This window comes from Deinococcus seoulensis, from assembly GCF_014648115.1.
GTDB lineage: Bacteria > Deinococcota > Deinococci > Deinococcales > Deinococcaceae > Deinococcus > Deinococcus seoulensis.
Window position 1 is genome coordinate 135,866 of the sequence record NZ_BMQM01000001.1, and the last position, 13,557, is coordinate 149,422.

Consider the following 13,557-nt stretch of genomic DNA (forward strand, 5'->3'; position numbering starts at 1 on the left):
CGTCTGGGCTGCGCTGTCCGTTTGTTTCCAGGAGGTCTGTCATGATTCTGAACCTGTTCCTTGTTCTGTTCGCGCTGGTGTGCGTGGCGCTGGTGTTCTTCGTGCTGCTTCAGGTGCCCAAGCAGGCCGGTCTGTCGGCCAGCATGGCCTCCGGCGGTTCACTGCTGGGCGGCCGTGGGGTCGAGGGTGGCCTGGTGCGGATCACCAGTGTGCTGGGCGGCTTTTTCATGCTGCTGGCGCTGCTGATCGGCTTCGTCTCGCGCTGAGGTTCTGCGGGCCTCGCGCCGTGGGTGCGTGGCCGATCTGACCGGGATGCCCGTGGGGGTATCCCGGTCCTGTCGTGGGTGGTCTGTGTGCATGGTCCGTATGCAGGGTCTGCCGGGCGCCGCAGGTGGGGGGGCAGGTGGCCGTGTGCTGCCGCTCGCCGTCCATGCCGTCTGGACGGGGACTGGAAGGGCTGAAGCATGAAAGGGGCAGCTGGAATCATGACCGGGGTGCCCGTGTCTCTGGGTGCATCTTTATACGTCTGGTTTTTATACCAGTCATGACGACCTGGCATGAGGAATTCAGGCGTGTGTCAGGCCACCAGATAAAGGTCACAATTCGATCTGGCATACGCCAGGAAAGAATGGCAAACTGACGGCGACTGTAAACACAATTAAGCAAAACGCACCGAATTCATGAGAAGCGCACCCGTCAGTTTGTTCTTTCCTTGACCTGAACTAAGCCAGTCCATATATTGACCGGGCTGGAAACCCATTCAACCAAACGCGACGACCACGGCCCCTGCCGGATCGTTGCCGTTTTCCAGAACCACCCGGAGGCACCATGAATAAACTTCTGTTCGTAATGACCGCGATGGCGATCAGCTCCGCCGCCGCCGCCCCCTTCGTCGCGCCCGCCAGCTGGAGCAGCAACAAGCCCAGCGAAGTGCAGACCGGCGGCACGCTGCGCGCTGTCAACCTTCAGGACTTCAAGACCCTGAACCCCTTCGTCACCTCCGAGAGCCCCAGCCTGATTGGCCCGTCCGGCACCCTGAACGCCGGCAGCCTGCTGATTCAGGACCCCATCACCGACGATTTCCTGCCCTACATGGCCGAGAAATACACTCAGTCGGCCGACAAGCGCACATTCACCTTCGACATCCGCAAGGGCATGAAGTGGAGTGACGGCAAGGCCATCACCGCCGACGACTTCATCACCAGCGCCACCCTGCACAGCAACAAGGACATCGGCAGCAACAGCTACGACTCCTACTTCATCAACGACCAGCCCATCAAGGTCACCAAGGTCGACGCCGACACCATCAAGGTCGTGTTCCCCAAACCCGACGTCACCGCCCTGGAATTCCTGACCGGCCTGGAACCCGAACCTACCCACGTGTTCATGCCCGTCTTCAAGGCCAAGGGTGCCGACGGCGTCAAGGCCATGTGGAGCATCGGCACCAATCCCGACAGCATCGTCACCAGCGGCCCTTTCACGCTTGACCGTTACCTGCCGGGCGAACGCGCCGTCCTGAAAAAGAACCCTTACTACGGCGAGTGGAACAAGGACAGCGCGGGCAAGAGCCTGCCCTACATGGACGGCGTGCAGATCAACATCGTCGCTGACCAGAACGCCCAGCTGGCCCAATTCCTGGGCGGCAACGCCGACGTGTACGCCCCGGACAACCGCGACCGCCTCGCGCAGGTCAAGGCAGCCATCGACGGCAAGAAGCTCAGCGCGAGCCTGATCGCCAACGCCAGCGCCCGCGCCAGCAGCGACTTCATGGTCTTCAACATGGACGACAGCAGCAGCGCCAAGGGCAAACTGTTCAGCAACGTCAAGTTCCGTCAGGCCATGAGCATGCTCGTGAACCGCGACGCCATGGTCGACCTGACCCTCGGCGGTCTGGGCCAGCCCACCTACACCGGCGTGTACCCCGTGTACAAGGACTGGATTCCCAGTGGCATGGACCGCTTCAAGTACAACCCCGCCGCCGCCGCCAAACTGCTGGCCGAGATCGGCTTCACCAAGAAGGGCGCCGACGGCATCCTGGTCGACAAGGCCGGTAACAAGGCCGAGTTCACCCTGATCACCAACGCCGAGAACACCCGTCGCCAGGGCTACGCCAAGATCATCCAGGACGAGGCCAAGAAGGTCGGCGTGAAGGTCAACACCAGCTTCATCGCCTTCAACCAGATGACCAGCCTGCTCGACGCCAAGGAGGGCTTCGGCCGCCGCAACTTCGACGCGATCATCATCGGACTCGTCGGCGGCGGGAAGGTCTTCCCGGTGTCCGGCCCCAGCGTCATCGAGTGCAAGGACCTGCCCGACGGCGGCAACCTGCACATGTTCAACCAGAGCAGCAAGTGCCGCTTCCCCTTCGAAACGCAGACCATCAACCTGTACTGGAAGGGCCGCGCCGAGTTCAACCTCGCTGCCCGCAAGGCCATCGCCGCGCAGATCCAGAAGATCGAGTCCGACAACCAGCCGTACATTCAGCTGGCCGCGCAGACCGTCCACTACGCCTGGACCAACCGCGTGCAGGGCGAACTGCCCCGCGCCTCCATCAACTCCCTGAACGCCAGCGCCCTGTTCGGGCCGCGCGTCCTGGACCTGACCTGGATCAAGCGCTGAGCGCACGCCGGGTCCCCTGACCACCCCGCGTCTGCCCCTACAGTTCAGGTGCGTCGCCGTGCATACTTGAACAGAGAGGCGGGCAGGGGCGCGGAACGAACCCACCACCACCAGGGGCGCGGAGCCGGATTACACGGCCTTCCGCGCCTCCTTTTGCGGGATTCACGTCTCGGGCCCCACCCACTGAATTTTCCTCGCCGAGCCCAGTTACTGCCCAGTCATTCCATGAGGTCACAGTGCTTCAGTACATCGCGCGGCGCGTGCTGCATTTCATTCCCACATTCATCCTGGCCACCCTGGTGGCGTTCCTGATCACCCAGGCCGCCCCCGGTGACTTCCTGTCCGCCCTTAAGGAAAACCCCACGGTGCGGCCCGAGACCATCGAGCGGCTGCGCACCCAGTTCGGCCTGGACCAGCCGGTCCTGCTTCAGTACGTGTACTGGTTCAAGAACCTGCTGATGGGCGACCTGGGCGACTCCTTCCAGTACCGCCGTCCCGTGGCCGAACTGATCGCCGGGCCGTTCCTGAACAGCCTGATCCTGGTGGGTATCAGCACGGTCCTGCACTTCGCCGTGTCCATCCCCATCGGCGTGTACAGCGCCATGAAACCCTACAGCCTGGGCGACCGTTTCTTCACGGTCCTGGCGTACATCGGTCTGGGCGTCCCGTCATTCTTCTTCGGTCTGCTGGTCATCTACGGCATGCTGAAACTCAAGCAGAACTTTGGCTGGGACATGCCGCTGGGCGGTAAGGCCAGCACGGTCCTGCCCCCGGACGTGGACGGCCTACGCCGCTTCTGGGACGTCTTCCTGCACGCCCTGATTCCCAGCGTCATCCTGGTGTTGCGCGGCATCAGCAGCGACAGCCGCTTCATTCGCGGGCAGATGCTCGAGGTGCTGAACCAGGACTTCATCCGCACCGCACGCGCCAAGGGACTCACGGAACGCGTGGTGGTGTACAAGCACGCCTTCCGCCTGGCCATCGTGCCCACCATCGCCGGACTGGGCGGCCTGCTGCCAGCCCTGATCGGCGGCGCCGGATTCCTGGAGATCGTGTTCAACTGGCCCGGCCTGACGCCGCTGCAACTCAACGCCCTGAACAACCAGGACCTGTACATCCTGATGGCCGTCACGGCGCTCGGCACGTTGCTGTACATGGCCGGTAACCTGCTGGCCGACCTGCTGCTGGCCTCTGTCGACCCCCGCATCCGGTACTCGTAAAGGAAGGCTCTCCCTTGACCACCACCCTCCCGGCCAAAACGGCCCCCAAGAAATCCCAGAGTCAGTGGAGCATCGTCCGCACGCAGTTCCTGCGCAACCCGCTGGCACGCGCCGGCATGGTGATCCTGGCGTTCCTGTACCTGATCACCCTGTTCGCCGGTTTTCTCGCGCCGTACGGACTGGCCGAGTACTCCACCACCGACCGCATCTCGTGGGCGCCGCCCACCCCCATCCACTGGCGTGACGCGGACGGGAAGTTCGCGCCGTACGTGAACGGCCTGAAACGCGAGATCGACATGGAAACCTTCCGTGACAAGTACGTGGAGGACCCGGCCGTCGTGTGCCCCGTGAACTTCTTCGTGCGTAACCCGGACATTGAAGGACGCAGCTACCGGTTCCTGGGCTTCATCCCCAGCAGCCTGAAACTCTTCGGCGTCAGCGACCAGTGCAAACTGTACCTGTGGGGCAGCGACAACTACGGTCGTGACCAGTTCTCCCGCGTCATGTACGGTTCGCAGATCTCCATGACCATCGGCATCATCGCGTCGGTCTTCTCGCTCCTGCTGGGGCTGGTCCTGGGCGGCGTCGCCGGGTACTTCCGGGGGCTGGCCGACACCCTGATCATGCGTATGGTCGAGGTGCTGTCCGCCATTCCCGAACTGTTCCTGCTGATCCTGCTGCGCGCCATGTTCCCCCTGAACGCCAACCCCATCCTGGTGTTCTATATCGTGGTGGCGCTGCTGGCATTCGTCAGCTGGGGCGGCATTGCCCGCGTCGTGCGCGGCCAGATCCTGTCCGGACGCGAGCAGGACTACGTGCAGGCCGCCACCGCGCTGGGCGCCTCGGACGCCCGTATCATCGGGCAGCACCTGATCCCAAACAGTGCCACGTTTATCATCATCGCCATGTCACTGGCCATTCCCGGATACATCCTCACGGAAAGCGGCCTGAGCTTCATCGGGATCGGCATTGTCGAACCCTTCGCGTCGTGGGGCAGTCTGCTGTCACTGGCGCAGGCCGGGGGTTTCGAGACCCTCGATTCCCGCCCCTGGGTGATGATCCCGGGCCTGTTCATCGTCCTGGCCGTCCTGGGCTGGCAGTTCGTGGGTGACGGACTGCGCGACGCCTTCGACCCCCGCCGCCGCCGCTAACTCACCTAGGCGACGTAGTATCATGCTACTCGTGTTTAAATCGGAGGAACCATGACCCATCAGGGTGAAGTCCTGCTGGCCGTGAACGGTCTCAAGACGTACTTCAATACCGACGACGGCGTCGTCAAGAGCGTGGACGGCGTGACCTTCCACATCAAGAAAGGCGAGACGCTCGCCGTCGTGGGCGAATCCGGCTCCGGCAAGAGCGTGACCAGCCTGTCCGTCATGCGCCTGATTCCCATGCCGCCCGGCAAGATCGTGGAAGGCGAGATTCTGTTCACCGGCAAGGACGGCGTGCAGAAGGACATCGTGAACCTGAGCGAAGCCGAGATGCGCAAGATTCGCGGCAACGACATCAGCATGATCTTCCAGGAACCCATGACCAGCCTCAACCCGGTCTACACCGTCGGTGACCAGATCGCCGAGGCCGTCATGCTGCACCAGGGCAAGAACAAGAAAGAGGCCATGGACGTCGCGACCGACATGCTGCGCTTCGTGGGCATCCCCGCCCCCGAGAAACGCGTGAACGAGTACCCGCACCAGATGTCCGGTGGGATGCGTCAGCGCGTCATGATCGCCATGGCCCTGTCGTGCAAACCGGCCCTGCTGATCGCCGACGAGCCCACCACCGCGCTCGACGTGACCATCCAGGCGCAGATTCTGGACCTGATGCGCAAGTTGCAGTCCGACGTGGGCATGAGCATCCTGTTCATCACGCACAACCTCGGCGTGGTCGCCGAGATGGCCGACCGCGTGGTGGTCATGTACGGCGGCCGCGTGGTCGAGGAAGGCGACGTCGTCGAGATCTTCAAGGCACCCCGCCACCCGTACACCATGGGCCTGCTGAACTCCATTCCCCGCCCCGGCGAGGCGCACGAACCCGGCCAGCCCAAGGGCCGCCTGGAAGCCATTCCCGGCAACGTTCCCAACCCCCTGAACCTGCCCAGCGGCTGCGCCTTCGAGCCGCGCTGCAAGTTCGCCGTGCCCGACTGCTCCAAGGCCGTTCCGGCCCTTGAAGACACCGGCCACGGCCACATGTCCCGCTGCATCCGCTGGCGCGAATTCGAACAGGTGCAGGCCGAGGTAACCGCATGACCGCCACCACCGTCCAGAACCGCCGCGCCATGCCCGCCACGGGCGACACGCTGCTGGAAGTCAACAACCTCGAAAAGTACTTCCCCATTCGCGGCGGCCTGCTGTCACGCGTGGTCGGGAACGTCAAGGCCGTCAACGACATCACCTTCCGCATCGGACGCGGCGAGGTCGTCGGACTGGTGGGCGAATCCGGTTCCGGCAAGACCACCGCCGGACGCGCCATCCTGCGCCTGATCGAACCGACCGGCGGGCAGGTGCTGTTCAACGGCACCGACATCACCAAACTGTCCAAGGGGCAGATGCGTGACTACCGCCGCGAGATGCAGATCATCTTCCAGGATCCCTTCGCCAGCCTGAACCCCCGCATGACGGTCAGCGACATCATCGGCGAGGCCATGCAGATCCACAACCTGCACCCCGGCAAGGGCCGCATCGACCGCATCGCCGAACTGCTGCAGAAGGTCGGCCTGCGCCCCGAGCACATGCGCCGCTACCCGCACGAGTTCAGCGGCGGCCAGCGCCAGCGCATCGGGATCGCCCGCGCCCTCGCCGTGGACCCCGCGTTCATCGTCGCCGACGAGCCCGTCTCCGCGCTCGACGTGTCCATCCAGGCGCAGGTCGTGAACCTCCTCCAGGACCTGCAGGAAGAACTGGGCCTGACCGTGCTGTTCATCGCGCACGACCTCGCGGTCGTCGAGTACATCTGCGACCGCATCATCGTGATGTACCTGGGCCGCGTCATGGAGATCGCGCCCAGCCGCCAGCTGAACACCAGCCCCAAGCACCCCTACACCGAGGCGCTCCTCTCGGCGGCGCCCGTGCCGGACCCGACCATCAAACGCCAGCGCATCATCCTGGAAGGCGACATTCCCAGCCCGATCAACCCGCCGTCGGGTTGCGTGTTCCGCACCCGTTGCCGCTACGCGATCGCCGACTGCGCGAACATCGTCCCGGAACTGCGTGAAGTCAGCCCCGGCCACTTCAAGGCCTGCATCCGCGACGACATCCTGTAAACGTCCACAGAGTTTGGACAGCCCGCCGACCCGACTGGGAAGGCGGGTTTTTCTGTTCCTATTCTGACCGGACCTCTCACATCTCATAATGAGGGCCGGGTCACCATGCGGACATGAAAAACAGCCTGTCCGTCGCCGCTGCCGTCGCCACCGCCCTCGCCCTCGGAAGTGCCAGCGCCGCCGATCTGCGCATCTACCCCAGCTTCACCGAAGTCCGCCAGTCCGTCACCGCCACCGGCACCAGCCTGAACGTCACCCTGCCGCAGTCCGCCTGGGAAAGCGTGCTGCCCGGCAGCCTCGACCTCGAAGGCCTGCCGTTCAGCAGCGCCGCCCAGACCCTCCAGAGCAACTGGCTGAGCGGCCTCGAAGGCCAGACCGTGTTCCTGCGCCGCGGCGACACCACCGAACCCGTCACGCTCGTGCGCGCCCGCGACCTGCTCGTCAGGGACGCCCAGGGCCGGTTCTTCAACGTGCGCTTCGAGGACCTGTCCTTCAGCGCCGCGCCCCCCCTGAACCCCCAGAGCCCCAGCCAGACCCTGACCTACACCCTGCCCCGCGCCGGAACCGGCACCCTGACCTACCTGACCCGCGCCGTCACCTGGAGCCCCCGCTACACCCTGAACGCCAGCAGCGCCGGCGCGAACCTGACCGCCCTGGCCGACCTGCGCAACACCACCGACCTCGCCTACGACGTGCAGAACACCGAACTGTACGCCGGAGACGTCACCGTGCAGGCCAACCCCCAGGCCGAAGCGGCCGGATTCGCTGCCGACATGGTCATGCGCGCCGTCCCCACCGCCGCCGCCCCCGCCCCCAAGATCCAGAGCCAGGGCGAACTGCGCGGCCTGACCCGCTACGACCTCACCACCCCCTTCACGCTGCCCGCCAACTCCGTCATCACCCTGCCGTTCCTGACACCCAAACTCAGCCGATTCGAACGCTACGCCGGACTCGACACCTACTTCGGCACCGACACCCGCACCGGCACCCTCAACCGCTCCTACCGCCTGGAAGCCGACCAGCGCCTCCCCGCCGGACCCCTCACCGTCCGCGAAGACGGCCGCCTCGTCGGCCAGACCACCCTCCCCGACACCCGCAAGGGCGGCACCATCGACTTCTCCCTGGGCGAAGACCCCGACATCGAGTACACCCGCACCGCCGCCCAGACCGCCCAGGTCAAGGACGCCAAGGGCAACGTCACCAAAACCACCTACAAGGTCACCTACGCCTTCGAGAGCAGCAAGGACCGCACCGTCCGCGCCGAGGTCACCGAACGCATCGGCGGGCGCGTCATCATCATCGACACCAGCGCCCCCGTCAAGAACCAGGGAACCGCGAACCTGCGCGTGGACGTCCCCGCCAACGGCAAGATCAGCCGGACCTTCACGGTGGTCATCGACAACAGCTGAAGCTTCCCGATAGGAGCCTTCCCGGATGATGGGGGAGGCTCTTTTCGTTGGTGGCCCCACCCCCCAACCCCCATCCCCAGGGGGGACGGGGGAGCAGCGTTGCACTGGGCAAGAGTTTCTTTCGGCGCGGCGTGTTTGTGTTGGTCGGTGACGGGTCCGGCCTCGACGCCATCCTTCCGCCCCCCTTGCAGGCCCGCGCGCTTCGCGCACGACGGCCGGTGGCAGTCGGCGGTCAGGTGATCGGTGGGACGGTCCGGGGTGCTGATCTACTTTTCTGGCTTCAGCCGGGGGCCGGGGTCGTGTAAAGCCTGTCGCTCAGAGAATCCCTTCCAGGTACGCCTGCACGTCCACCTTCACCGGCATGAAGTACGCGTGCTGACCGCGCTCCCGCGCGAAGGCGAGCAGGTCGGCGGCGAAGGCACGGTTGCACTCCAGGGTGGGCGCGAAGGAGCGGGGGAACACGGCGTGATTCCGTGCCCGCCAGTAGTTCAGGCTGCTTTCCGTCAGGATGCTGGTCGCACCCCACCACATCTGCGCGCCGTCCGGGATCAGGTCGCTGTAGGCGTCCATGACCCGCAGATCGAAGAACGGTTGCGTGAAGAACCCGGCCGCGCCCGCATCCAGTTTGCGTTCCAGGTAATCGCGTTCCCGCGCGAACGACTGCCGGTACGGGTCCAGTCCGGCGTACACGGTCAGGTGCGGCGCGTCGCGGTGCAGGCGGCGGATCAGGTCCACGGCGTCCTGGTCGTACACCCGCGCGCTCATGTCGGCCGGAGCGTCGCCCGTCACGACCAGCACCTCGGTGATGCCGTGCTCGTCCAGCGTGCCCAGGAACGGCAGCGGCTCACGCGGATTGAAATCCACGGCCCGCAGGTGCGGCACCGTCCGGTGACCGGGCCGGGCGAACGCGCAGCCCAGCCACGACCGCAGCGAGTAACGCGTCAGGTCAGGAATGTTCACCGTATCCACGCCCGGCAGCGCCGCCGCCACCTGCGCGATCTCGGCCCGCAGGCCGCTGCGCGAGCGGGGCACGAGCTCCACGGACACGCGGGTCATGGGCGGCCTCCGGCCGCCGCAGAAGGCTGAAGGTCGATGGTCGAAGGCGCGGCCCTGCCATCAGCTATCTGCCTTTCGCCATCCGCCACCCCCGCGTCATACGCGAGGATCGGTCCCAGCCAGCGTTCCACCTCGTCCAGCGGCATGCCCTTGCGCCGGGCGTAGTCCTGCACCTGATCGCGGCCGATCCGGCCGACTGCGAAGTACCGGGAGTCCGGGTGCGCGAAGTAGAAGCCGGACACGGCGGCGGCGGGCCACATGGCGCACGACTCGGTCAGTTCCAGGCCGATCTCGGCGGCGTTCAGCAGGCGGAACAGGGTGCGTTTCTCGGTGTGGTCGGGCTGCGCGGGGTAGCCGGGCGCGGGGCGGATGCCGTCGTACCGTTCGCGGATCAGGTCGTCGTTGCCCAGCGTCTCGTCCGGCGCGTAGCCCCAGTGGCGCGTGCGGACGTCGCGGTGCAGTTTCTCCGCGAAGGCCTCGGCCAGCCGGTCGGCGACTGCCTTCACCAGAATGGAGTTGTAGTCGTCGTGCTCGGCCTCGAACGCGCGGGCCAGTTCGTCCGCGCCGTGAATGGCGACCGCGAACGCCCCGATGTGGTCACCGTGCGGCGCGACGAAGTCCGCCAGCGCGACGTTCGGGGTGTTCTGCTCGCGCTGCTGACGCAGGGTGTGGAGGCGGACGGCAGGCGGATGGCTGATCGCGGATGGCTGCCCATCTGCCTGAGGCCATCTGCCATCTGCTCCGACCACGATGTCGTCGCCGTCGCGCGTGGCGGGCCACAGGCCGATCACGCCGCGCGCGGTCAGGAGCTTCTCGTCGATGGCGCGCTGCAATAGCGCCTGGGCGTCGGCGAACAACTTGCGAGCTTCCTCGCCGCGCAGGGGGTCGGTCAGGATGTTCGGGTAGATGCCCTTCATCTCCCAGGCGATGAAAAAGGGCGTCCAGTCGATGAAGTCCAGCAGCTCCGCGATGGGCTGCTCGATGATCTGGCGGCCCGGTTCGCGCGGCGCGGGGGGCACGGTGGGGGAGAGGATCGGGGCGCGCTCGCGGGCGGCCTCGATGGGGATCAGGCGGATGGTGCGTTCGCCGTGCCGTTCACGCAGGGCGTCGTACTCCTCGCGCACGCGCTCCTGCACGCCGCGCGGGTCGGCCAGCAGGTCGGCGGTGGTCGTCACGGCGCGGCTGGCGTCCAGCACGTGCACGACCGGGCCGGGGTAGGCGGGGTCGATCTTCACGGCGGTGTGCGCGCGGCTGGTGGTCGCCCCGCCGATCAGGAGGGGCTGCGTCATGCCGCGCCGCGTCATCTCGCGGGCCACGGTGACCATCTCGTCCAGGCTGGGGGTGATCAGGCCGCTCAGGCCGATCACGTCCGCGCCGATCCGCTCGGCCTCGTCGAGAATCCTGTCGGTGGGCACCATCACGCCCAGGTCGGTGACCTGATAGCCGTTGCAGGCCAGCACCACGCCGACGATGTTCTTGCCGATGTCGTGCACGTCGCCCTTCACGGTCGCCATGAGCACCCTGCCCTTGCCGCCCGCCTCCTGCTTTTCCGCCTCCATGTACGGCGTGAGGTACGCCACGGCGCGTTTCATCACGCGGGCGGACTTCACGACCTGTGGGAGGAACATCTTCCCGGCCCCGAACAGGTCGCCCACGACGTTCATGCCGTCCATCAGCGGTCCCTCGATGACCTTCAGCGGCGAGCCGAGTTCCTGATACGCCTCCTCGGCGTCCGCGTCCACGAAGTCCGCGATGCCCTGTACCAGCGCGTGCTTCAGCCGCTCCTGCACCGGCAGGTCACGCCAGGGGCTGCCCGCGCCGACCTCGCGCTTGATGCCCTTGTAGCGGTCGGCGAGTTCCAGCAGCCGTTCGGTTGCATCAGGGCGGCGGGCCAGGATCACGTCCTCCACCGCGTCGCGCAGCTCGGGTTCGATGTCCTCGTACACGGCGAGCATCCCGGCGTTCACGATACCCATGTCCAGCCCCGCGCGGATCGCGTGGTACAGGAACACGGCGTGCATCGCCTCGCGCACGTGGTTGTTCCCCCGGAAACTGAACGACACGTTGCTGATCCCGCCCGACACGAGGGCACCCGGCAGGTTCGCCTTGATCCAGCGGGTCGCCTCGATGAAGTCGATGGCGTAGCGGTCGTGCTCCTCGATGCCGGTCGCGACGGTCAGGACGTTCGGGTCGAAGATGATGTCCTGCGCCGGGAAGCCCACCTCCTCGGTCAGCAGGCGGTAGGCGCGGGAGGTGATCTCGATGCGCCGTTCCAGGTTGTCCGCCTGTCCCTGCTCGTCGAAGGCCATGACGACCGCCGCCGCCCCGTAGCGGCGCAGCAGGCGGGCGCGTTCCAGGAACTTCTCCTCGCCGTCCTTCAGGCTGATCGAGTTCACGACCGCCTTGCCCTGCACGCGCTTGAGGCCCGCCTCCAGAATCTCCCACTTGCTGGAATCCAGCATCAGCGGCACGCGGCTGATGTCCGGCTCCCCGGCCAGCAGGTTCAGGAACTTCACCATGGCCGCCTCGCCGTCCAGCATGCCCTCGTCGAAGTTCACGTCCACGATCTGCGCGCCGTTCTCGACCTGCTGCCGCGCGATCTTCAGGCCCGCGTCGTAATCCCCGGCCAGGATGGCCTTGGCAAATTTGGGGCTGCCGGTCACGTTGGTGCGCTCGCCGACGTTCACGAAGTTCAGTTCCGGCGTGACGTTCAGGGGTTCCAGGCCGCTCAGGCGCAGCACGGCGGGCTGCTCGGGGGCGGTGCGCGGCGGCACGCCCTGCACCGCTTCGGCAATCGCGCGGATGTGCTCGGGCGTGGTGCCGCAGCACCCACCCACGATGTTCACCAGCCCCGAGCGGGCGAACTCGCCCAGCACGGCGGCCGTCTGCTCGGGCGTCTCGTCGTACTCGCCGAAGGCGTTCGGCAGGCCCGCGTTCGGGTGGACGGAGACCAGCGCGTCCGTGTTCGCGGCGATCTCGCGCAGGTGGGGGCGCAGCAGATCAGCGCCCAGCGCGCAGTTCAGACCCAGGCTGAACAGGTTCGCGTGCCCGGTGCTGATCGCGAATGCTTCCGGCGTCTGCCCGCTCAGCGTACGCCCGGATGCGTCTGTGATCGTGCCCGACAGCATGACCGGCAGGGTCTTTCCGGTGCGCGCGAAGGCCTCCTCGCAGGCGAACAGTGCCGCCTTGGCGTTCAGGGTGTCGAACACGGTTTCGAGCAGCAGCAGGTCCGCGCCGCCCTCGATCAGGCCCTCGGCGGCCTCGGTATACGCAGCCACCAGATCGTCGTAGGTGACGTTGCGGAACTCCGGGCGTTCCACGTCCGGCGAGAGGGTCGCGGTGCGGTTCGTCGGGCCGATGCTCCCCGCCACCCAGCGCGGCCTGCCATCACGGGCCGTGAACTCGTCGGCCACCTCGCGCGCCAGCCGCGTGCCCTGCACGTTCATCTCGCGCGCCAGCGCCTCTGTGCCGTAATCCGCCTGACTGATCGTCGTGGAATTGAAGGTGTTCGTGCTGGCGATATCCGCGCCCGCCTCGAAGTACGCCCGGTGCACGGCGCGGATCACGTCCGGCTTCGTCAGTTGCAGCAGGTCGAAGTTCCCCCGGTACATCCGCATGGGATCGGCCCCGTCCCAGCGGAAGTCGGCCTCGGTCAGTCCGGCCTGCTGGAGTTGCGTGCCCCACGCTCCGTCCAGAATCAGGATTCTCTTGCGCGCCTCGGCGCGAATGTCCGTGCTCATGGTCCACCCCTGTACTGCAGAAGGCCGCCCGGTGGCGGCCATGGAAAGTCCTTGCGCGAGTGCTGCGCCGCTTCTGGGCCATCGTCCCCGCTCGCGCCATCGTCAGCGCACCCACGCGGGTCTCTTCTGAAAGCACCGTTGCCGCAATGAGGGCCGGTTGCCTCGCCATCACAGGGCAGAAAATCCCCTCCGGCGATTCTGGATGACCGCGCCCGGCGGGCACGATACGGGCAGCATAGCGCACCCCCACCCCA

At 66.2% G+C, this 13,557-nt stretch carries 9 protein-coding genes; 7 read left to right on the plus strand and 2 right to left on the minus strand.

Going from position 1 to position 13,557, the window contains the following annotated elements; all coding sequences use genetic code 11:
* The first annotated feature begins 41 nt into the window (after window positions 1–41).
* The 7 genes from secG (at window position 42) to IEY70_RS00635 (ending at window position 8,507) form a co-directional block, all read left to right on the plus strand.
* Entirely contained in the window at window positions 42–266 is a 225-nt protein-coding gene (secG, locus tag IEY70_RS00605) for a preprotein translocase subunit SecG (protein WP_189063041.1), read from the plus strand.
* Window positions 267–828: 562 nt separating this feature from the next.
* A complete protein-coding gene (locus IEY70_RS00610) occupies window positions 829–2,619 on the plus strand; it encodes an ABC transporter substrate-binding protein (RefSeq protein WP_189063042.1) in 1,791 nt (596 codons plus the stop codon).
* A gap of 236 nt (window positions 2,620–2,855) precedes the next feature.
* The gene (locus IEY70_RS00615; protein WP_189063043.1) at window positions 2,856–3,839 is read left to right on the plus strand and encodes an ABC transporter permease; all 984 of its coding nucleotides are present in this window, start codon (window positions 2,856–2,858) and stop codon (window positions 3,837–3,839) included.
* A 14-nt stretch (window positions 3,840–3,853) separates the two neighbouring features.
* Entirely contained in the window at window positions 3,854–4,990 is a 1,137-nt protein-coding gene (locus IEY70_RS00620; protein WP_189063044.1) for an ABC transporter permease, read from the plus strand.
* Window positions 4,991–5,041: 51 nt separating this feature from the next.
* A complete protein-coding gene (locus IEY70_RS00625) occupies window positions 5,042–6,085 on the plus strand; it encodes an ABC transporter ATP-binding protein (protein ID WP_189063045.1) in 1,044 nt (347 codons plus the stop codon).
* Entirely contained in the window at window positions 6,082–7,098 is a 1,017-nt protein-coding gene (locus IEY70_RS00630) for an ABC transporter ATP-binding protein (protein ID WP_189063046.1), read from the plus strand. Before IEY70_RS00625 ends, IEY70_RS00630 begins: the two co-directional genes overlap by 4 nt.
* A gap of 113 nt (window positions 7,099–7,211) precedes the next feature.
* Window positions 7,212–8,507, plus strand: coding sequence for a DUF4139 domain-containing protein (locus IEY70_RS00635; RefSeq protein ID WP_189063047.1), 1,296 nt, complete (start codon window positions 7,212–7,214; stop codon window positions 8,505–8,507).
* 315 nt (window positions 8,508–8,822) lie between these two features.
* Here the strand turns inward: IEY70_RS00635 and IEY70_RS00640 are convergent, their stop codons facing one another.
* Window positions 8,823–9,563 (minus strand): methylenetetrahydrofolate reductase, encoded by a 741-nt coding sequence (locus tag IEY70_RS00640; protein ID WP_189063048.1) that lies wholly within the window; start codon window positions 9,561–9,563, stop codon window positions 8,823–8,825.
* Window positions 9,560–13,303, minus strand: coding sequence for a methionine synthase (metH, locus tag IEY70_RS00645; protein WP_189063049.1), 3,744 nt, complete (start codon window positions 13,301–13,303; stop codon window positions 9,560–9,562). The genes IEY70_RS00640 and metH overlap by 4 nt, the downstream gene beginning before the upstream one ends.
* Window positions 13,304–13,557 lie beyond the last annotated feature (254 nt).

Excerpts from the sequence above, each read along its gene's own strand:
- secG (WP_189063041.1), top strand. The coding sequence starts at position 42 with ATGATTCTGAACCTGTTCCTTGTTCTGTTCGCGCTGGTGTGCGTGGCG.
- IEY70_RS00610 (WP_189063042.1), top strand. The coding sequence starts at position 829 with ATGAATAAACTTCTGTTCGTAATGACCGCGATGGCGATCAGCTCCGCC.
- IEY70_RS00625 (WP_189063045.1), top strand. The coding sequence starts at position 5,042 with ATGACCCATCAGGGTGAAGTCCTGCTGGCCGTGAACGGTCTCAAGACG.
- IEY70_RS00630 (WP_189063046.1), top strand. The coding sequence starts at position 6,082 with ATGACCGCCACCACCGTCCAGAACCGCCGCGCCATGCCCGCCACGGGC.
- IEY70_RS00635 (WP_189063047.1), top strand. The coding sequence starts at position 7,212 with ATGAAAAACAGCCTGTCCGTCGCCGCTGCCGTCGCCACCGCCCTCGCC.
- IEY70_RS00640 (WP_189063048.1), bottom strand. The coding sequence starts at position 9,563 with ATGACCCGCGTGTCCGTGGAGCTCGTGCCCCGCTCGCGCAGCGGCCTG.
- metH (WP_189063049.1), bottom strand. The coding sequence starts at position 13,303 with ATGAGCACGGACATTCGCGCCGAGGCGCGCAAGAGAATCCTGATTCTG.